Raw genomic sequence first — 21,084 nt, forward strand, 5'->3', positions numbered from 1 at the left:
TAATCCTATCAAATGTAGGCGATAACTTCACCGCCAACATTTTCCTTTCTTGCTTCTTTGTCTGTTAGTAATTTTTTAGATGTTGAAATAATTGCAACACCATATCCTGAAAGTACTGAAGGAACTTCATTGTGTTTTACATAAACACGTAGTCCTGGTTTTGAAATTCTTTTAAATCCCTTAATAACTGATTTATTTTCTTTATATTTTAATGTAATAACTATTTTTTTATCTGCTACATTTCCTTCAACATCATATCCGCTAATGTAACCTTGTTCTTTAACAATATCAAGTATTTTTATTTTTTTTGATGAGTAAGGAATAGAAACTGTTTTGTGTTTACGTTGAGATGCGTTTTTAATGCGCACTATCATATCTGATATTGGGTCTGTAATAAATGCCATATATTATCAACTCGCTTTCTTTACGCCTGGAATTTTTCCTTCGTGTGCTAAATTTCTAAAACAGATTCTGCATAATTTAAATTTACGCAATACTGAATGGTTACGACCACATAATTCACAACGTGTATAAGCGCGCGTTGAGAATTTTGGATGTTTCTTAGCTTTTGCTTTTAATGATGACTTTGCCATATTCCTATTTCTCTCTTCCTGCAAAAGGCATTCCTAAATTTTCTAATAATGCTTTTGCTTCTTCACTTGATTTTGCTGATGTAACAATTATTATGTCTAATCCTTTAATTTTACGGATTTTGTCGAATTCAATTTCTGGGAAAATAATTTGTTCTTTAATACCAATTGCAAAGTTTCCAAATGAATCGAAAGCTTTAGGATTTACACCTCTAAAGTCACGAACACGTGGTAATGCAACATGAATTAATTTTTCTAGGAAATCTCACATTTTTTGGCGTCTTAATGTAACTTTCCCTCCCATTGGCATACCTTCACGTAATTTTCATGAAGCCAATGATTTTTTAGCTACTGTTTGGTAAGGTTTTTGGCCTGATATTAATGTTAATTCATTTAATACTTCCTCAATAGCTTTTGAGTTTGTAACTTCTCTACCTGCAGTCATGTTTAAAACAATTTTTTCAATGCGAGGTATTTCCATTGAAGATGAGTAGTTAAATTCTTTTTGAAGTTTTGCTTTAACTTCATTTAAATATTTATCTTTAAGCTTCATCATCCTACACCTCTTTTCCTGTTTTTTTAACTACACGTACTTTTTTGCCGTCTTTATTTACTTTAAATCCTATTCTTGATTTTTCAACTTTGCCTTCTTTATTTGCTTTTTTAACAACATAAGCAATATTTGAAATATGAATAGGTGCTTCTATTGAAGTAATAGAACCTTCTGTATTTTGTTGTGATGGTTTATTGTGTTTTGTTTTTTTGTTTAATCCTTCAAGAATAACTGTACTTTTATCGTAGTTAATTGATAGTATTCTGGCAACTTTTCCTTTTTCTTTTCCTGAAATTACTACTACTTCATCGTCTTTTCTAAATTTCATTTTCATAATAACTCCTATCAAACTTCTGGTGCCAATGACACAATTTTTAAAAATCCTAAATCACGTAATTCACGAGCAACTGGGCCAAATACCCTTGTCCCTCTTAGTGATTTATCATCTTTAATAATAACTACAGCATTATCATCAAATCTTATGTATGAACCATTTTTACGACGAATACCAAATTTTGAACGAACTACTACCGCTTTAACTACTTGCCCTTCTTTAACTAAACCTTCAGGTGATGCTTTAATAACTGAACATGTAACAATATCTCCTATATTTGAAGATTTCTTAACGCTGCCTCCAACATTACGAATAACTCTTATTTTTTTAGCTCCTGAGTTATCAGCCACATTAGCTGTCGATAATTCTCTAATCATTAATTATCCCCTTGAATTGCTTTTTCTTTAATAGCAACTAATCTAAAGTGTTTAGTTCTTGATAGTGGACGAGTTTCCATAATTGAAACTACATCATTCGTTGAAGCTAATTGATTTTCATCGTGTACTGCAAAACGTTTTGTTACTTTATAACGTTTTTGATATGTAGGGTGCTTTTTATATGTGTCAACGGCAACAATAATTGTTTTATCATTTTTTGTTGAAACAACACTACCTACTAATGTTTTTCTTGTTGTAGCACGCATTATTTTTCTCCTTTTCTAAGAGCATTTAAAGCTGTAAGAGCTCTAGCAATGTCTTTCTTAATTGCTCTAATGTGGTGTGTTTTTTCTACAGTTCCAGTTTGGTTTTTAAATCTTAGTGTAAATAATTTTGCTTTATATTCTTCGATTAAATCTAAAAGTTCTTTTTCACTTTTATCTGAAAAAACTTTGTAATCCATTATTTACCTTCTCTTTCTACTATTTTTCATTTAACAGGCAATTTGTGTCCACCTAATCTTAAAGCATCTCTTGCAACTTCTTCTTTAACACCTGATACTTCAAACATCATAGTATCAACCTTAACAACAGCTACTCATTTTTCAGGAGCACCTTTACCTTTTCCCATACGAACACCAATTGGTTTTGATGTCAATGAAAGATGAGGGAAGATTCTAATAAACACTTGTCCTTCACGACCCATACGACGTGTAATAGCAATACGGGCTGATTCTATTTGACGGGCTGTTACTCATGCACTTGTTTGAGCTTGTAAACCAAACTCACCAAATGAAACTTTATTACCTTTTGAAGCTACTGTTTTATCATGAGGAATTCTAAAGGTACGTCTATGCTTTGTTTTTTTCGGTTGCAGCATCACTTCCTCCTTTAGTTTTTGTTAAAATTTCTCCTAATGAGATTCATACTTTAACACCTATAGCCCCATATGTTGTACGCGCTGTAGCAGTTGCGTAATCAACTTTTTGTCTAAGAGTATGTAGTTTCATTTCACCTTTACTATACCCTTCAGTTCTAGCCATGTCAACACCGTTTAAACGACCAGATACTGCTGTTTTTATACCTTTTGCTCCGCCTCTTAATGCATTATTAATAACAAATTTTTGAGCATTTCTGAAGCTTTCACGATTTTCTAATTTCATTGCAATTAACTCAGCTGCTAATTTAGCATTTAATTCTGGTTTAGCAATATTAACTACATCAATAACAATTTCCAGTTTTCTATCTTTAATTGTTTTTTGTAATTTTGAACTTATTAATTTAATGTTTTCACCATTTTGTCCTAGTAAAACACCTGATTTTGCACTATGAATTCTAACAAGCACTTTATTTTCTTTATTACGTTTGATTTCAACATTACCAATTTGGTATTGACGAATTAATTTTTCGAAGAATTTATATATTTTTTGATCTTGTAATAATTTTTGAGCAAAATTATCTTTTTCTTCGAATCATTGTGAGTTATGAGCTTTTGTTATTCCGTAACGAAACCCATTTGGATTTACTTTTTGTCCCATATTCTTATACCTCTTTTTCTTTTACACCAATTGAAATATGTGATGTTCTTTTTAAAATTGGTTTTGCTGTACCACGAGCACGTGGCTGAAATCTTTTTAATGTTGGACCTTCATTAACTAATACTGTAGAAACGAATAATTTACTTGCATCTAATGCATGATTGTTTGTTGCATTAGCAATAGCTGAGTTTAATACACCTAAAAATAATACTGAAGCTTTTTTATATGTGTTATTTAATATATTAATAGCTTGAGCTACTGTTTGACCACGAAATAAATCAGCAACTAATCTAGCTTTTCTTGCTGAGATTCTTTGCATTTTTATATGTGCGAATACTTCTTTATTCATTATTTTTTACCTTTATCTGAACCATGTCCCGTGTATGTTCTTGTTGGAGAGAATTCTCCTAATTTGTGTCCCACCATATCATCTGTTACATATACATCAATAAATTTTTTACCATTGTGTACTTGAAAAGTTAATCCTACAAATTTTGGAAAGATTGTTGAACGACGTGATCATGTTTTAATTGGTTTTTTAGGTGCTTTTTTTTCTAATATTGCATCAACTTTTTTTAATAAGTGATCGTCCGCAAATGGACCTTTAGCTAAACTTCTTGCCATTATTTAGTTTCCTTTCTTCTTCTAATAATTAATTTAGTTGAAGATTTTTTAGTTTTTCTTGTTTTAATTCCTAGTGCTTTTTTACCTCATGGTGTTAAAGGCGCTTTACGTCCAATAGGTTGTTTTCCTTCACCACCACCATGTGGGTGATCTACTGGATTCATTACTGAACCACGAACTGTTGGTCTAATACCTTTATGACGATTAATTCCAGCCTTACCTACATTAACTAATAAGTGTTCTTCATTACCTACAACACCAATTGTTGCTCTACATCTTGCTAAAATACGACGAGTTTCGCCTGATTTTAATTTTAGAACAACATATTTTCCGTTGTCATCTTTACCAAGAATTTGAGCACTTATACCTGCTGAACGAGCTATAACTCCTCCGCCTCCTGGTTGCATTTCAATGTTATGTACAAATGTACCTTCAGGAATATTTGCGAGTGGTAATGAATTACCTACTAAAATATCAACATTTTCTCCTGATTCAATTTTTGCACCCAACTGAATTCCTTTAGGTGTCAAAATATATCTTTTCTCTCCATCAGCATAAGTAACTAAACTTATATTAGCTGAACGGTTTGGGTCATATTCAATTGTCTTTACAGTTGCAATGATGTTGTCTTTATTTCTTTTAAAGTCTACTAAACGGTAGAATCTTTTAACTCTACCTCCTTTGTGACGAACTGTAATCTTACCTTGATTATTACGTCCTGCATTATTTTTTAATAATACAAGTAATGACTTTTCTGGTGCATGACCTGAAAGGTTTTTTGAATAATCTAATTGAGACATATTTCTACGACCATTTGTAGTTGGCTTATAATATTTAATTGCCATTTTTGTCTCCTTTGCTTAAAAATAATTGCGGATTTTTCTTTTAAGCAGTTATATTCCGCTTATTAATTGTTTTCTTGTTTTGCTAATTTTGCTGCAATTTTTTCTTCTACAGAATCTAATTTTTCTTTAGTTTCTTTTGCATCACTAGCTTTTTCTATTTTTTGTTGAACATCTTCTTTTGCTTCAGTTTGTTCTTCTGAAAAGCTAATTGAATGTCCTGGTGCTAATTTAACAATAGCTTTTTTATATCTTTTTGTAAAACCTTTGCTTCTACCTAATTGTGTAGGTTCTTTTTCAAGACGAATAATGTTTACTCTTTCTACTTTAACTTGATAAATTAGTTCAATAACTTTTTTCACTTCAATTTTGTTTGTTCTAATATCTACTTTAAAAACAAATTCGTTATTAGTTTGAGCTAAAATATTAGTTTTTTCAGTAATAATAGGTGCTTTAATAACTTGTGTATAATGCATTTTATTTTACCAACCCTTCTAAGTATTTAACTGCGCAATTTGTAATAACTAATGTGTCTGCTCATAAAATATTTTCAACTGATAATGAAGTTACTTTTGTTACATAAACATTTTGTACATTTTTAGCACTAAAAAATATATTTGAATCTGAAGTTACAATAACAGTTTTTTTACCAACATTTAATTCTTTTAATTGTGAAAGTAATAATTTTGTTGAAATTTTACTTAATGATAAATCTGCTACTATAACGCCATTTTTTCTTGCTAATAATGTTAATGCTGAAACTAAGGCATTTTTACGCACTTTTTTGTTTACTTTAATTTTGTAATTTCTTTCGGTTGTAGGCCCAAATGCTCTACCACCGCCTACAAATACAGGAGTTCTTAAAGAACCAGTTCTAGCTTTACCTGTACCTTTTTGTTGTCAAGGTTTTTTACCTGTACCAGATACTTCACCTCTATTTTTAACTTTATGTGTTCCTTGTCTTAAAGCTGCTCTATCAGCAATAACAACATCAAACATTGCTTGATTGTAAATTTTTTCTGAGTTAAATAATACTGATGATAAAACATCTGTTGATCTAATTACTTTTTCAGTTTTTTCAACAACTTCAATAACTTCTTCAAATTCTTCAATTTCTTCAGCTATTTTTTTATCACTAGCCATCATTTCTTCAGTAATAATTCGATTCTTTTCAATGAATTCTATAGCTTCTTCACCTTCGCTTGCTTCTTGAACTTTTTCTAAAACAACATCTGTATATTTTTTAACAAATGATCCTCTAAATGCTCCATCTTTATGTAATCATACTTTTGAGTAATTAGCAGCATTTTCTTTATAGAAATTTAAAGCTTCTGTAAATTCAGCAAAATCTTTTGAATCATCTCCAAATTTAAGTCTATAAGTGATAAGTTCAGGGCGAGTTTTTGTTGCTTTTTGATGTTTACGTGATAAATATCATTTTTGCAATAGTGGCCCTTTAGCTTTAGGAGCTTTTTTAACTTCTTTTGCCATTATTTATCTCCTTCTTTAATTAAATTTACTAATTCAATAGATTCTTTTGATTTAATAGCTGGTTTAATAGCTTCTTTAATTATTACTAATGATTTTTTAGGTCCTGGAATTGACCCTTTAACTACAACTAAGTTATTTTGTGCATCTACACTAATAACTTCAAGATTTTGGATTGTTGTTTTTTCAGCACCTAAATGTCCTGGCATTGTCATACCTTTAACAACTTTGTTACCTGAAATATCTCCAATTGATCCCGTTTGTCTTACTGGCTGTGATCCTCCACCTCCACCATGTGATTTAGGTCCGATTGATTGATTTCAACGTTTAATTGTACCAGCAAAACCTTTTCCTTTTGATGTGCCTGTAACATCTACGAAATCTCCTGATGCGAATAATGTGGCATCAATTGTTTGGCCTAATTCGTATCCTGACATATTACGTATTTCTCTAATGTAGCGCTTAGGTGTTGTATTAACTTTTTTGAATTTACCTAAATTTGGTTTTGCCACTCTGTATTCTTTTTGTTCAAAAGCTGCAAGTTGAGTAGAAACATAACCATCTTTATCTTGTGTAAAAACGTTAGTTACAACATTTGGTTGAACTTCAATTACTGTTACAGCTATTGACTTACCATCAGCAGCAAATAATTGAGTCATCCCAACTTTACGTCCTAAGATTCCTTTCATATTATTCTCCTTAAAAATTAAATTTAATTATTTAATTGTTAACTTAACACCATATGGTATTTCAGTTAATTTTAATGTTTCTAAAAGATTTTTACTTGGATTAATTAATGTAATTAATCTTTGGTGTGTTCTTTGTTCAAATTGTTCACGAGATTTTTTGTTAACGTGTACTGAACGAAGAATTGTAAATACTTCTCTTTTTGTAGGTAATGGAACTGGTCCGGTATATTGTTCTTTTTTAGCCTTAACTAATGAAACAATTTTCTTTGCAGTCATATCTACAATTTCGTGTTCAAATCCTTTAATTTTGATTTGTACTTTTTCCATGTTTGTTGTCTCCTTTGTTCTTTAATGAACTAACTCCACATAAAAACCCGAATTACACCCTCAACAACTATTCATGGTGTATCGACAACCTTATGCTTCTAAGTTTAGTTACGTTTAAAATTATAATACAATTTACTTTTTAAAAAAATATAAATTTTTGATAATTTAAAAAGCTAAAAATGTCTTTAAAATAAAGCTAAAAATGTCTTTTTTGCTATTTTGTGTTTTAAATTATAATTTTAAATATTTATTAATAATTAAGTTTTTTTCAATTATTAAATTAATTTTTAAAACTATTATTAATTAGTTATTTTTATTTTTTTTGTTTACAATTTAAACCACTATAATAAAAAGCATGATTAATAAAAATAGAAAATTTGACATAATAGTAATTGGGGCGGGGCATGCAGGATTAGAAGCTGCTTTTATATCTTCAAAAATGGGCGCTAAAACTGCATTAATAACGCTTGATATAACAAAAATGGGAATGATGCCTTGTAATCCATCAATTGGTGGGCCTGCCAAAGGTATCATAACACGCGAAATTGATGCCCTTGGTGGAATGCAAGGGAAATGAGCTGATGAGTGTATGATTCAAATTAAAATGCTTAATGATTCTAAAGGTCCGGCCGTTAGAGCACTTAGAGCACAAATAGATAAAGATAAGTATATGCAGGTGATTCAGAAATATGCTAAAAAGCAAGATAATCTAGAAGTTATTGAAGGGTTAGTAGAAGATTTAATAATAAAAAATAATAAAGTTCAAGGAGTAATACTAGAAAATAAAGAGGCAATTATTTCTGATGCAGTTATTATAACGACCGGTACATATATGTCTTCTACTATTTTAAGAGGAAACGAAAAAATAGTATCAGGGCCCGATAATCAAAAAACATCAACTAAACTTAGTGATTCATTAAAAAAAATAGGCTTAATTATTCAAAGATTAAAAACAGGAACGCCACCAAGAATTTATTCAGACAGTATTGATTTTTCTAAAGTAGAAAAAGAAAAACTTGAAATTAATGGATTTACATTTTCTTTTGAAAATAATACTTCAATTGATTTTCAAACTCCTTGTTATTTAACTTATACTACACCACTAACTCATAAAATAATTAATGATAATTTAGAGAAATCAGCAATGTATTCAGGAATGATTGAGGGGATTGGACCTAGATATTGTCCTTCAATAGAAGATAAAATTGTTAAATTTTCAGACAAACCTAGACATCAAATTTTCTTTGAGCCCGAAACTGAAAAGGGTGATGTGATGTATATCAATGGGCTTTCAACGTCAATGCCTATTGAAGTACAAAAAGAAATAATTAAAAGTATTCCGGGGCTTGAAAATGCTAAAGTTCAAAAATGGGCATATGCAATTGAATATGATGCTATTGATCCTTTAGAATTGAAAAAAACGCTCGAGCTTAAAAAAATTGAGAACTTATTTTTAGCCGGGCAAATTAATGGTACTTCAGGGTATGAAGAGGCTGCTTGTCAAGGTTTGATTGCTGGTATAAATGCCGTACTGAAAATAAGAAATCAAGAATCATTAATTTTAGAACGTAGTTCTTCATATATTGGTGTTTTAATTGATGATTTAACCACTAGAGGAACTAATGAGCCATATAGAATGTTAACCTCAAGAGCTGAATATCGTTTATTACTAAGAAATGATAATGCTGATATTAGATTATTGGATTATTCAAAAAAATTTAATTTATTATCGCCAGAAAGAATTGAATACATCGAAAATAAATATAAATTAATTGATGAAAAAATAAAAGAATTAAAATCAACTTATATTTCTACTAAATCAAATTTAGCTATTAAATATGGAATTACTAATGCTGTAAGTTTTGATAAAATTTTAACAAGAGCAAATGTAGATTATATTGATGTTTTAAATGATTTTCCTTTTGCTTATGAATTAATGGTTAAAGTCAAGCTAATGGGTTATATTGAAAAACAAGTTAAAGAAGCAGCCAAAATGAAAAAACTTGAAAATATTAAAATTCCTTCAAATATTAATTATGATGAAGTTGAAAATGTTGCTTTTGAAGCTAAAAGTAAACTAAAACAAGTACAACCATTAACAATAGCACAAGCCTCAAGAATTAGTGGCGTTAATCCTGCAGATATTCAAATGCTATTATTTTATTTAAAACAAAAAGGTTTAATTCATGACAATTAATATTATTTGTTTTGGTAAATTGTCATCTGAATGACAAAATATTTTTAATCAATATGCTAGGAAAATTCATAATGTTGATATTAATGTTATTGAATTGAAAGAAATTATTGTAAAAAATATTGAACACAAGAAAGATGAAGAAACGAAATTATTAATTTCAAAACTGCCTAAAAATTGTAAAAATTATTTATTAGATATTCAAGGAGAATCTATTGATTCTATTAAATTTAGTAATAAAATTTCATATTCTAATATTAATTTTATTATTGGCGGAAGCAATGGAGTTAATAAAAATTTATTTAAAAATGTTGAATTAATTTCATTCTCTAAATTAACTTTTCCACATGAACTTTTTAGAGTAATGCTAATTGAACAAATATATCGCGGAATTAAGATAAAAGAAAATTCAAACTATCATAAGTAACATTTTAAGTGTTGCTTTTTATTTTTATTAAGCAACTTTTTAAAGTTAAAAATGTTATTTAATATAAAATATTAATATATATGAAAAAACGAGAAGGAAAAACAGCAATTTTAGATGAAAAAGATTTGCCTAGAATTGAGAAATTTAGATTTTGAACAATTAGAAAAATATCATTTACTTCAATTTTAATTGCTATTGGAGTTATTTTTGTTATTATTGGAACGCAATTATTATTTTTAGCTTCAATCCCAACATTTAAAATTAGTGTTATAGGTCTTCCTATTAAAATTACAGGATTTATTTTTGGACCTATTGTAGGGGTGTTGGTTGGCTTAATATCCGATTTAATTTCTTTTATGATGTTTCCTATTTTTTTTGAACCATTATATATTTTAAGTACAATGATGAACGGTTTTATCTCAGGCATTGTTGGATGATTTTTTCTGTCATTTTTAGATTATTATTTTGGTTTTAAAGTAAGAATTGATTACAACAGAAAAAAAATAAGGTATATTAAATTAAAAATTGAAAAACTAAATGAATTATTTAAAGATACTCAAGATTTTAAAATTCAAAAATTAATAACTGAATGTCAGATTAAAATTCTATATATAAAAGCAAAAATTAGAAAATGAGAGTTAAGAAAATCTTCTAATTTACTTCTTAATACTAATATGATTGTTTCAATTTCAATTCTTTTAACAATTATTCTCGCATTAATAATAATTTTTACTCATCAGATTTCTCCTGGGATTTATTTATTACCAGAAAATGTTATTAAAAGTTCTTTTATCCCTAATCGTTGAGCATTAATGATTCTTTTAATTTTAGGGTTCTCAACAATGATATTTTTTATTATTGTTGCAAGATTCAGAATTAATCCTAAAAAATATACAATTTTTGTGCCTATTGTGATTTTTTCAGCATTACTTGAAATTATTAATGTTCCGCTTCTTTCTTTAGCTGATACAAAATTGGCTACTGGAGCATATGATTTATCTGCTGTTTCAACAACTATGTTTGCACACATTCTTCTTTCGCCAGTAAAAATTTGAGTTAACTTAACAGTTATTTTCTATACGCACCAAATTATTTCAAGATTAATTTATAAAAATCAAGAAATTGTCTATTAAATTATGAATAAAAAAATAAAATTAATGATTGAAAATTTTTCTATTGAACAAACTAGAAAATTTTCTACGCCACTTCCTATTTATCAAGATTCTTTATATTACTTAATTCAAAATCATGGATACTATTCCACTTTGAGTTTGTCTAGTCTTATTAATGAGAAAAAAAGAAGTATTGAAAATAATGATAATGGTAAACTTTTTAAAAAAAGAAAAAGAAATATACAAATTCCTTTTTTTGAAAATAAAAATGTTAGCCTTAATTATAATAATACTTTTGGATATATCTTTAGTTTTTTTAAAAAAACTAAAGTAGACAAAAATTTGATTTCTCGTTTTAAAGAAGATTTATTTGAAATCAGCAATGATGTTATTAAACTTTGAAATAACTTAAAATCAGAATTGAATGATAAAGTTCGTGAAGAATTAAATATTATATCTTCAGTAATTTCTAATCAAAAATATTTGAATCTTAATGAAATGTTAAGCTCTATAGTTCAGCATTTAAATACTATTAATACAAATTTTAAACAAAAACAGGCAACTATATTGATACAATTATCAAATTTAATTAGTGACAAATTAAGTAATGATACAAAAAAACTTAAACATCTTCTTGATCAAGTTGCAAGTGTCAAAAAAGAACTATCATTATTAACTTATGCTAAAAATAATAGAACGTATACATTGGATGAATTAACTGTTATTAAAGAAAACGTTTTAAAAAGTAAAAATTGTAAAACTCTTATTAAAGAGTTAAAAAACACGAACATCGCTAAATTTAAAGATTTTATTCTTGAATTTAGCAATATTTTTAATTCAAATTTTATAAAAAATGAATCAATATCTAGATATAAATCTGATTTTAATATTTTTATAAATAAAATTATTAAGCGTGGAAAACGTTCAATATTTTATTTAAGTGAGGACGAGTTTGAAGAGTTTAAAAATCAAATTAATAGTGAAATTTACCATCAATTAATTTCTAACTATTCATTTGATTTATGAACTAAAAATCGTTGATATTTATTTGATAATATTTTAATTTCATTTCAAAAGCATTTTGATAAATATTTGCAAATAGGAAAAATGAGAATTAAAAAAATTAATACTACGCTAAATAATTCAAAAGAAACAATAAATAAAATTAAAAACAACTCAAGATATATTTGAGTTAAAAATAATTTAACAAAAGAAATGGCAAATGCCGCTGCTCGATTCGAAGATCTTAAATATGAAACTAATTGATATTTAAACAATAATAATAAAAAAATTAATAATGAAATTATAGTGAATAAGCTTTTTTTTCAACAAAATGAAAAGAAAATGCTAAATAATAATGTTCGTCTTTGAGACTTTATTAAGCAAATAAATAGAATAATTAAGCCAGAAATTGATATTATTAATCCAGAACTTTTAAGAGAATTTAATAATGTTATTTGTAATTTAAAAACCAAAACAGTATTCGAAACTAAAAAAAATTTATTTAAAGTTTTACTTAGAAATTCATTTTGAATTACTTCGTCACACATTAAAAAATTCATTTCAATAGCTAACTTTATTAAAAAGATTGATGTTTTTGGATTAACTCCTAGTATATTGGCTGATAATTACAACAAAATTAATCGATTTAATAAGTTAAAATTAAATTTATTAACTATGTTATTAAGTTCTAATGGCATTGTTCAAATTGATCTTACTTCATTTTTAAATAATAATCTATTCTATCAATGAATAAATGAAAAGAAATCTGAAATTATATCAACATTTAAAACTACTTTAATTCTTTCAATTGATAAAAATAAAGTGGATATTGAATCTATTGATTATAAAAAAGAAGGCGGAGACTTCTTAGGATTATTATGTAATAATATTCTTTTTAAATTTATAGACTTAAAAGAATGTAAAAACTTAAAACAAGTTTTAAGAGCAACTAATTTTGATTTCCACTTTGAATATGCAAATGCAATAAAGATTAATGGTTTGAGTATTGATAATTCTACTAATTTGTCAATGTATCTAGTAAATAAGAAGACTAAAATATTCACGAATTTAGATAATTATGAATCAGATGAAAAAATAAATGAGTATGATAGATATGTAAAAGGAGAATAATAATGTATAGAATAAAAGAAAGTTGAACACTAAAATCGTATACAACTGTGTTTAAAGGAGCATTTTCAAAAAATCTTGAGGAACATGAATATCCTCTGCAAATGATGATTGAAGATTTAGCAGATAAAGCATATGAATTAAAAACTTATAGTGTTAAATATAATGTAATTGATAAATCTATTGAAGTGATGGTTTCAGTAATACCAGCAGGAAAAGGTAACGATGCTGTTGAAATTGATGCTGAAGAAATTGGTTCAATTGTATATAATGCAATTTCAACACTAAAAAGAAAATATTCAACAACATCTGTTGAAGTAGAATTAGATAATGAGTAAATATGTAAAGTTGCTACAAATTGTAGTAACTTTTTAAAATGTATTTTACTTATATTTAAATTTTTTTGTATTTTGTTTATTGTTATTTTATTTTAATAATTTAGCAAAATTAGAATAAAAAATGTAGCTAAATTGAAATTTAGCTACAAATTTATAAAAAACAATATTATTATTTTACTTGTTAATAAAATTAAGTTTTATTGGACAACCTTCAAGATTTATTGATTCTCTCAATTCGTTTTCAATTGCTCTTTCATAAGTAAAGTGTAAATAGTTTTTATTATTTACATATAAATTAAACATAGGAATTTTAAAAGGTATTTGTTTAATTAATTTGATTTGTAAAACACCTCCATGATAAGATTTTGGTTGTCTAAATGTTTGCATATCAAGAAGAATATTTGTTAATACACTTGGTGATATTATTCTTGTTAAATTATCTCTTACCATTTCAAGAGTAGAAACAAATTTATTAATATTTTTATTATCTTTAACAGAAATAAAAATAATTGGAACTCAAGGAATAAAATGTAATTTATTTCTTATTTTTTTCTCATACTCTTTTTGTGTGTTAGTATCTTTTTTAATTAAATCTCATTTATTAATTAAAACAATAATAGGCTTATTATTCTCTAAGGCATAACCTACAATTTTTGAATCAAAATGATCTAAATCTTTTGAAGCATCAATTAAAATAATTGAAAGATCTGACTCACTAAGTGATCTTTGTGCTCTCATTAAAGCATAATGCTCAACTGATTCTACTAATCTACTTTTCTTTAAAATACCAGCAGTATCAATAATTTCATAATCCTTTTTATTAATACTAATCAAATTACTTACACTATCTCTTGTTGTTCCCGGAATATCAGAAACTATTGAACGATTTTCGTTAGAAAGTAAATTAAATAAACTCGATTTTCCTGCATTTGGTTTACCAATAATTGAGATTTTAAAATTTTTGGATTCTTTTTCAGAAATTTTAGAAAAATAAGAAGTCACACAATCAAGTAGATCACCAATTCCTTGTCCATGTAAAGCTGAAATTTGAAATACTTCATCAATACCTGTTCCAAATCATGAATAAACCATATCATTATTATGTTCTAATTTATTCATAGCTAAAATAACTTTTTTTCCTGATTTTCTTAATTTATTAATAATAAATAAATCATCATTTGTAATTTCGCTACGAGCATCAGCAACAAAAATAATAACATTTGCTTCTTCAATAGCAATTTCTGCTTGAATTAATATTTCTTTTTGAAAAGATGCATGATCAATATGGATACCACCAGTATCAATAATATAAAATTCTTTACTCTGTCAATGAGCTTTATGATAAAGACGATCTCTAGTCACGCCAGGCTGATCATCAACAATTGACTTTCTTTTTTGAATTATTCTATTGAATAATGTACTTTTTCCAACATTTGGACGCCCTATTAATGCTACTATATTATTCATTTTCCCTTTCTTTTGCAAGAGATATAATTTTTTCAACGACTTCTCTTATGCTCATATGTGTACAATCTATTTCATATGCATCTTCCACCTTCATTAAAGGGTCAACACTTCTTTCCATATCGGATTGATCTCTTTTTAATACTTCATTTAAAACTTCGTGTTTTTCTGAAGCAAAACCTAATTCATGATTTTGTTTCAGCCTTCTGTCCGCTCTAACATTTGGCTCAGCTCATAGAAAAATTTTAAGTTCTGCATTTGGCATTAAACGATAAGTAGTATCTCTGCCATCCATTACTATTCCGCTTTTACCTTTAATTAAATTATGAATATAATTAATTACATAATCACGAATATACTTTTTTTGTGATAATTTTGATGCAACTTCAGAAATAACTTCTTTTCTTACATGATTACTAATATCAACCCCATTAAGAATTACCGTATTTTTTTCAGGAATAATATCTAATTTACTTAAAATGCTAGTAATCTTTTCATCATCATTAAGATTAATATTATTTTCTCAAACATAATATGAAATCGCTCTATATATGCTGCCTGAATTAATAAAAGTGTAACCATATTCATCACTAATTATTTTACTAATTGTTGATTTACCAACTCCGCTAGGTCCATCAATAGCTATATTAATTTTTTTCATAATTTTTCCTACTTTCTACTTTTATATTATCTTTAAATTCTTCTAAAGGACATATGTCCATCATGTTTTTAAACAAAAAATGATATATTTCATTTTTAAACATAGGTAATTTTATTTCATCTATATCAATTTTTAAATTATCTAATTGTATTTTTTTAAAATTTTCTTCTAATTTTTTATAAGAGTATTTATTTATTTTTTTACTCATAAAATTCCTTGTGTTTACTAAGTTCTTTAATTATAGTTTAAAAAAGGCAAATTTTAAAAATATCTTAAACAAAGATCGGCACTTTCTTTTAATAAAATTTAAATTAAAAATAATTAAATAAAATAAAAAGTTTTTCAAGACAATAATTTTTTATCTCCATATATATAACAAAAAAATCATTTTATTTTAAATTTAATTTTTTTTGACTATTTTTTAATAATTTTATTATAATTTACCTATGTTTAGTAAATCGTTAAATGTAGTTAATAAAAATATATTTGCAATTCGTGTAAATAAAATTACGCTTTTTTAACTATCGTTTAATACTTAAGAAATTAAAAAAATAAAAGTACAAAACGATAGAGGCAAGCCTTTATCGTTTTTATTTAAAAGGGGGAAGATGAAACAATATAAAAATATTAATGATGTTGAAATTCAATATCGTTGAGATTTAGAAGATATTTTACAAAATAAAAGTAAAGAAAAATTATTAGAAGAAATTATTAAATTACAAAAGTACATAATTCTTAATAAAGAAAATAAATATAAAACATTAAAAAACTATTTAGTTATTCTTGAAAAAAGTAATGAAGTGGAAATTCTTACAAATAAATTAAAAAATTACATTTCAAATAAGTTAAGTGAAAATATTTTTAATAATGAAATGTTGGAATTTTCTTTAAAAGTAGAAAATATATTTGAAAAATTAGAAATAGAAAACGGATCAGAAATTGAGCGTATATCAAAATATCAAAAGCGGTTAAGAAGATGAAGTAAGTCACCAAAGCTTTTAACATATAAACGTTTTCTTATTCATACACTTGATTCTTTAAAACATAAATTACCTAAGAATGTTGAAGAATATATAATTAAAACTAGTTTTTCAATTCCTTCGCCTTATGAAATTTTTAATATTGTTGAAAACAATGAAATAGATTATGGCCAATTATTAAAAAATGGCAAAAAAATTAAAATTACTAATGCTAATTTATCATCGTTATTTAAAGATAAAAATAAAGATGTTAGAAAACAGGCGAGAATTAAATTTGCTAAAGCTTATTTAAAAAGAAAAAATTTGCTTTCAAGAACATTGTTTGATCAATTTAAGCTTATTGTTTCTGAAGCAAAAAATAGAAATTATCAGTCAACTATTGACATGCTAACTTATGATGATAGAATTTCAAAAACCTTTATTAAAAAATTTATTGAAAATATTCGCAAAAATCTAAACTCTTTTAAACCATTTTATAAATATAAAAAACAGTTTTATAAATTTAAATTTAAAGAAAAAATGACTAAGTATGATCAAGCCGTTGATCTAGTTAAGTTTAAATCTAAATATACAATTGAAGAAGCTAAAGAAATTATTATTAATGCATTATCAATTTTTGGTGATGATTATATAAAAATTATTAAAAAAGCTTTTAATGAACGATGAATCGACTTTATGAATGTTGATAATAAAAAACAAGGTGCCTATTCTATTGGGGACACATATGGCATTTCCAAAAAATATATATTAATGAATTTTGATGAAACCTTAGATTCTGTTTATACATTAGCCCATGAATTAGGTCATTCTATGCATAGTTATTATTCTGATTTGAATAATCCGATTGAAAATTCTCAATATGAAATTATACTAGCTGAAATAGCTTCAAATGTTAATGAATTAGTTTTATCAAACTACTTAATTAATAACGCTAAAGATGAAAAAGAAAAATTTTATATTTTAGAAAAGATGATTGATAATTTTATTCAAACAGTAAATAAGCAAATTGAATGGGCTGAATATGAATTAAATTTATATGAATCTATTGAACAAGGAGTAGCTACTCCAAGTTGAGAATATATTTCTAAGTTATTTTATGAAAATGCTAAGAAATATCATAATGAAGTATCGCAAAAAAAATTTAAATATAATGAAGAAGATCTAATTGGAGCCATATATGTTCCTCATTATTATATGGGATTTTATATATATAAATATGCTATTGGTTATTTTGTAGCTTAAAGTTTTGTAAAAAATTTTGCAAAGCAGGATAATATTAAAAAATATATAAATAATTTTTTATCTTCAGGAAATAAATATTGACCTTTAGATCTTTTAAAATTAAACGAAATAGATTTAGAAGATCAACAAGTTTATCAAGATTGCTTTAATTATATTGAACAAATAATTGAAAAATGAATTCAATCAGGTAAAAAAATTTTCAGTGAAAGGAAATAGGATGAAAAAATCAAAACTAAGACTTTTAACGCTTGTTAGCGGCACTTCAGTATTAGCTGCTTCTGCGTTTTCAATAAGTTGTTCTACAAACGTTTTACAAAATATACAAAATCAAAGTCTTGAAAGAAAACAAAAACAAATTGTGAGATACAATTCAACTAAAAAAGATAAATTATATTCAAGTAACTTTTCAAATTCATTTGGTTCAGATTCATTTGGAACAGATATAAACTATGCTGGAGCAAGATTTTGAAGATATCAAAGATCTGGCGAAACAAAAGTTATTGACTATATCGTTAAATCAAAAGGTGAAAATGATAAAGTATGAAATTCAAGTTCACAACTTATAGTTAGACCGACATTTGAATGATTTACATTAGATTTAATTAAAGAACTTATTATTACAAAACCTGATGGCTCAACAATTATTTATACAAACTCGAAACATGAGCTAATGCCTACTGATGACGAAATTAAAAAATGAGATAAATGATCTAAAGAAGGAAAACAAGAACAAGCTATTGATGAAATTAAAATGAAATATGGATGAAATGGTGAAGATGTTTCCTTAAAAATTTATTCAAATGATCCTCAATCTATTAACCACGTTGACTTCTTAAAAAACATGAAAGGTGCTGCAAAACTTGCTCTTATTGTAAAAGATGTTAATTATTCAGATTTTGAAGGAAATAAGACAAAATATAAATTGAAAGCAGAAGACTTTTATAATTCATGATTACATACGCAATTATCTGCATTTGATTTTAGAATGCAAAATGGCGGGGTCAAATCTGGAGAAGGTAAAAGTGCTGTTGATGCAATTGGAGAAAGAATCAAAAAGATATTTAATGATCCTAATATTAATTTATTCAAACATGGAAAATCATATCCTAATGGCTACCTATTTGAATTATTTGATGTTGATTTAAAATCTATTTCTAAAAAAGAGAAAACGCTCCAAAGCGTTAAAGATTCAACTGGCAAACTACAAGAGGCTTTTGTTTTCTATGCTTCTGACGAAAAAATTGGCGGACAATTTAATCAATTATTTTTTACATTTATTAATGACACAACATTTGTACCTCTTCCAACAGAATATATTATTGAAAATAATGAAAAAGATCATTTTGATGGGAAATTAAACCTTAAAGAATATATTAAAGATACAAATTCTTTAGCTTATAAATTAGGATATTACTGATATGGTCAAACTTTAGAAAATGTTTTATATATTGGACCATATATTCCTAAAAAATATGATGAATTTACACAGAAAAAAATTTACTTTCAAAATCCCAATTATTGAGATCAAGAATGAGTAAAAGCTCAAGATAATATTAAAGTTATTCAAGAAGAATATAAAACTTCCCCACTTAATCCAATTGAATTTGCTACTGAACAATTAAATGCTTATAAGGCCGGGTTAATTGATTCAATTGCTTTTAGAGATTTATCTGATACTGTTAAAGAAGAATTAATAGCTGGTGTGCCCGGTATGCCTATTGACTATTCAAAAACAGAAAACAAAAATAAAACATTATTTAGTTTATTTGAAACAACAGCTCCAGATCCTTGATATGTTAATAAGGTTGATGAAAATGGTAACCCGCTTTCTAAAGAAGAATATGAAAAACAAAAGTCCGCTGCTATTAGCAAATTTCAATTTAATGATCAATACAGTAAAATCATTTATGGATTAACAAGAGAAGAATTAAAACTGGAAGAAAAAAGAATTTCAACTCTTGATGCAATGTTAAAAACAGCAAAATCATTTAGATCAATTTACATGAATGTTGCCAATATGTATGCTTTAGCTGATTATATTTCAACTGGTCAAGCAAAACCGCTACTTCCCGGTATGGCTCAAGATGCTATTTTTAAAACTGGAATGAGTGTAACTCCAAGACATAAATTAAATGAATTAAATAGCACATATGTTTTTGATAAAGACGGAAATAAACATAAATTTGCTGATGGGAGCATTTTACTTAAGCCTGATTTTTCATTCTTAAATAAAGTTGGTTCATTAGAAAGATTGAGAAGTAAATATTATTTAGAACTTCAACAATTAATGAAAGATTTATTGGACAAGGTTTATAAAGAAAATGGATGAAGTAGTGATAAAAAGGTGGCATGACGTAATGTGTTTCGTTTTGCAAATGCTGATGCCAAAATGAAAGATTCTATTAGAAATTTTGAAAAGTTAGTAAATGGTTTAGATCCAAGATTAGAATTTAAACTTGATGTTCCAAGTGATATTAATGATTTAATTGATGCTGTTATCACAAACAAAGGGCCTAAATTCTTTTCTGGTTGAGGTTATGATTATGAAGGTATTGGACAATACTATACTTCTTTGGCTTCATTTGAAGCAGGTTCATTTATTTATATGCTTTCAACAATTTTAAAAGATGAATTTGAAAATAATGGTGCTGCTGGTTATAAAACTAAAATTCCTGAACTTTATAAATTGGCTTTAAAAATTAATGAAAAAATAAGACATGAAGTAGAAATTACCGAAAAAAATAAAGACAAATTTATTTATCTGCCTATTGATCTTAAAGATATAGTAACAGCAACTAACTATGAAATATTGCATGGCGATCTTGAATTTACTAAAACAAAAATTGTTGATGGCCATGTTGAAAAATTAGACCCATCAATTGAAAAAGATAAAAAACAAATTGATAAAATTAAAAATTCTAATATAGAAAAATTTAAAACTTCATTATCGAAATTTTTCTTATTCTTACAAGAAGAGTACTCAATAGAAGAACATATTGCACTAATTCAAGAAATTAATTCAATATTTGGATGAGACTTCGGAGTACAATTGCAAATTACTACATCATTTAATAAATTTGTAAAGAACCCTAAATTCATTACGCCCGGCGGTTCATCAAGTATTCCATATGTACAAGATATAAAGCTTGTTTTAGATATTAAATAGAAAGGAAAT

Annotated in this window: 26 protein-coding genes; 7 read left to right on the forward strand and 19 right to left on the reverse strand. The window is 26.4% G+C overall.

Annotated features, from left to right (window positions below; genetic code table 4):
* Positions 1–5 precede the first annotated feature (5 nt).
* The 16 genes from rpsH to rpsJ all read right to left on the reverse strand — a co-directional run bounded on the left by rpsH (position 6) and on the right by rpsJ (position 7,361).
* Positions 6–404, reverse strand: coding sequence for a 30S ribosomal protein S8 (rpsH, locus tag QMA87_RS02080; RefSeq protein WP_283833294.1), 399 nt, complete (start codon positions 402–404; stop codon positions 6–8).
* A 3-nt stretch (positions 405–407) separates the two neighbouring features.
* Positions 408–593: a type Z 30S ribosomal protein S14 gene (locus QMA87_RS02085; protein ID WP_283823646.1), complete on the reverse strand. Its 186-nt coding sequence runs from the start codon at positions 591–593 to the stop codon at positions 408–410.
* A 4-nt stretch (positions 594–597) separates the two neighbouring features.
* Entirely contained in the window at positions 598–1,143 is a 546-nt protein-coding gene (gene rplE / locus QMA87_RS02090) for a 50S ribosomal protein L5 (protein ID WP_283823781.1), read from the reverse strand.
* Between the two features lie 4 nt (positions 1,144–1,147).
* Entirely contained in the window at positions 1,148–1,477 is a 330-nt protein-coding gene (gene rplX, locus QMA87_RS02095) for a 50S ribosomal protein L24 (RefSeq protein ID WP_336619107.1), read from the reverse strand.
* Positions 1,478–1,485: 8 nt separating this feature from the next.
* Positions 1,486–1,854 (reverse strand): 50S ribosomal protein L14, encoded by a 369-nt coding sequence (gene rplN / locus QMA87_RS02100; RefSeq protein WP_283823645.1) that lies wholly within the window; start codon positions 1,852–1,854, stop codon positions 1,486–1,488.
* Positions 1,854–2,120 (reverse strand): 30S ribosomal protein S17, encoded by a 267-nt coding sequence (gene rpsQ / locus QMA87_RS02105; RefSeq protein ID WP_283833757.1) that lies wholly within the window; start codon positions 2,118–2,120, stop codon positions 1,854–1,856. Before rpsQ ends, rplN begins: the two co-directional genes overlap by 1 nt.
* Entirely contained in the window at positions 2,120–2,317 is a 198-nt protein-coding gene (gene rpmC / locus QMA87_RS02110; protein WP_283823643.1) for a 50S ribosomal protein L29, read from the reverse strand. The genes rpsQ and rpmC overlap by 1 nt, the downstream gene beginning before the upstream one ends.
* Positions 2,317–2,733 (reverse strand): 50S ribosomal protein L16, encoded by a 417-nt coding sequence (rplP, locus tag QMA87_RS02115; RefSeq protein WP_283823642.1) that lies wholly within the window; start codon positions 2,731–2,733, stop codon positions 2,317–2,319. The genes rpmC and rplP overlap by 1 nt, the downstream gene beginning before the upstream one ends.
* Positions 2,705–3,391, reverse strand: a complete 687-nt coding sequence (gene rpsC / locus QMA87_RS02120) for a 30S ribosomal protein S3 (protein ID WP_283823641.1) — start codon at positions 3,389–3,391, stop codon at positions 2,705–2,707. The genes rplP and rpsC overlap by 29 nt, the downstream gene beginning before the upstream one ends.
* Before the next feature lie 4 nt (positions 3,392–3,395).
* A complete protein-coding gene (gene rplV, locus QMA87_RS02125) occupies positions 3,396–3,740 on the reverse strand; it encodes a 50S ribosomal protein L22 (RefSeq protein ID WP_283823640.1) in 345 nt (114 codons plus the stop codon).
* On the reverse strand, positions 3,740–4,015 hold the full coding sequence (gene rpsS / locus QMA87_RS02130; RefSeq protein ID WP_283823639.1) for a 30S ribosomal protein S19: 276 nt from the start codon (positions 4,013–4,015) through the stop codon (positions 3,740–3,742). Before rpsS ends, rplV begins: the two co-directional genes overlap by 1 nt.
* Entirely contained in the window at positions 4,015–4,860 is an 846-nt protein-coding gene (gene rplB / locus QMA87_RS02135) for a 50S ribosomal protein L2 (RefSeq protein ID WP_283823638.1), read from the reverse strand. The genes rpsS and rplB overlap by 1 nt, the downstream gene beginning before the upstream one ends.
* 62 nt (positions 4,861–4,922) lie before the next feature.
* Positions 4,923–5,333 (reverse strand): 50S ribosomal protein L23, encoded by a 411-nt coding sequence (rplW, locus tag QMA87_RS02140; RefSeq protein ID WP_283823637.1) that lies wholly within the window; start codon positions 5,331–5,333, stop codon positions 4,923–4,925.
* A 1-nt stretch (position 5,334) separates the two neighbouring features.
* A complete protein-coding gene (gene rplD, locus QMA87_RS02145; RefSeq protein ID WP_283823636.1) occupies positions 5,335–6,348 on the reverse strand; it encodes a 50S ribosomal protein L4 in 1,014 nt (337 codons plus the stop codon).
* Positions 6,348–7,034 carry a 50S ribosomal protein L3 gene (gene rplC / locus QMA87_RS02150; RefSeq protein WP_283830347.1) on the reverse strand — a complete coding sequence of 229 codons (687 nt, stop codon included), beginning with the start codon at positions 7,032–7,034 and terminating at the stop codon, positions 6,348–6,350. The genes rplD and rplC overlap by 1 nt, the downstream gene beginning before the upstream one ends.
* 27 nt (positions 7,035–7,061) lie before the next feature.
* Positions 7,062–7,361, reverse strand: a complete 300-nt coding sequence (gene rpsJ, locus QMA87_RS02155) for a 30S ribosomal protein S10 (RefSeq protein ID WP_283823634.1) — start codon at positions 7,359–7,361, stop codon at positions 7,062–7,064.
* Positions 7,362–7,716: 355 nt separating this feature from the next.
* On the opposite strand from rpsJ, the gene mnmG reads away from it, so the two are divergent.
* From mnmG to QMA87_RS02180, 5 genes are all read left to right on the forward strand, one after another.
* Positions 7,717–9,558, forward strand: coding sequence for a tRNA uridine-5-carboxymethylaminomethyl(34) synthesis enzyme MnmG (mnmG, locus tag QMA87_RS02160; protein ID WP_283833758.1), 1,842 nt, complete (start codon positions 7,717–7,719; stop codon positions 9,556–9,558).
* Positions 9,548–9,982 (forward strand): 23S rRNA (pseudouridine(1915)-N(3))-methyltransferase RlmH, encoded by a 435-nt coding sequence (locus QMA87_RS02165; protein ID WP_283823631.1) that lies wholly within the window; start codon positions 9,548–9,550, stop codon positions 9,980–9,982. Before mnmG ends, QMA87_RS02165 begins: the two co-directional genes overlap by 11 nt.
* Positions 9,983–10,062: 80 nt before the next feature.
* Positions 10,063–11,115 carry an ECF transporter S component gene (locus QMA87_RS02170; RefSeq protein ID WP_283823630.1) on the forward strand — a complete coding sequence of 351 codons (1,053 nt, stop codon included), beginning with the start codon at positions 10,063–10,065 and terminating at the stop codon, positions 11,113–11,115.
* Positions 11,116–11,118: 3 nt separating this feature from the next.
* A complete protein-coding gene (locus QMA87_RS02175) occupies positions 11,119–13,227 on the forward strand; it encodes a hypothetical protein (RefSeq protein WP_283827180.1) in 2,109 nt (702 codons plus the stop codon).
* A gap of 2 nt (positions 13,228–13,229) precedes the next feature.
* Positions 13,230–13,562, forward strand: a complete 333-nt coding sequence (locus tag QMA87_RS02180; protein WP_283823628.1) for a hypothetical protein — start codon at positions 13,230–13,232, stop codon at positions 13,560–13,562.
* Between the two features lie 174 nt (positions 13,563–13,736).
* Here QMA87_RS02180 and der read toward each other — a convergent pair whose 3' ends face one another.
* The 3 genes from der to QMA87_RS02195 are packed head-to-tail and all read right to left on the reverse strand — an operon-like array spanning position 13,737 to position 15,895.
* Positions 13,737–15,029 (reverse strand): ribosome biogenesis GTPase Der, encoded by a 1,293-nt coding sequence (der, locus tag QMA87_RS02185; protein WP_283823627.1) that lies wholly within the window; start codon positions 15,027–15,029, stop codon positions 13,737–13,739.
* Complete coding sequence (gene cmk, locus QMA87_RS02190) at positions 15,022–15,687, reverse strand: (d)CMP kinase (RefSeq protein WP_283823626.1); 666 nt, start codon at positions 15,685–15,687, stop codon at positions 15,022–15,024. The genes der and cmk overlap by 8 nt, the downstream gene beginning before the upstream one ends.
* Entirely contained in the window at positions 15,674–15,895 is a 222-nt protein-coding gene (locus tag QMA87_RS02195) for a hypothetical protein (protein WP_283823625.1), read from the reverse strand. The genes cmk and QMA87_RS02195 overlap by 14 nt, the downstream gene beginning before the upstream one ends.
* 400 nt (positions 15,896–16,295) lie before the next feature.
* Between QMA87_RS02195 and QMA87_RS02200 the strand changes: the two genes are divergently transcribed.
* Together QMA87_RS02200 and QMA87_RS02205 are read left to right on the forward strand one after the other, a co-directional pair.
* The gene (locus tag QMA87_RS02200) at positions 16,296–17,909 is read left to right on the forward strand and encodes a M3 family metallopeptidase (protein ID WP_283833759.1); all 1,614 of its coding nucleotides are present in this window, start codon (positions 16,296–16,298) and stop codon (positions 17,907–17,909) included.
* 217 nt (positions 17,910–18,126) lie between these two features.
* Positions 18,127–21,075, forward strand: a complete 2,949-nt coding sequence (locus QMA87_RS02205; RefSeq protein ID WP_283833760.1) for an OppA family ABC transporter substrate-binding lipoprotein — start codon at positions 18,127–18,129, stop codon at positions 21,073–21,075.
* The last annotated feature ends 9 nt before the right edge of the window (positions 21,076–21,084 follow it).

The sequence above is a fragment of the Mycoplasma phocimorsus genome, from assembly GCF_030077875.1.
Taxonomy (GTDB): domain Bacteria; phylum Bacillota_I; class Bacilli_A; order Mycoplasmatales; family Metamycoplasmataceae; genus Mycoplasma_H; species Mycoplasma_H phocimorsus.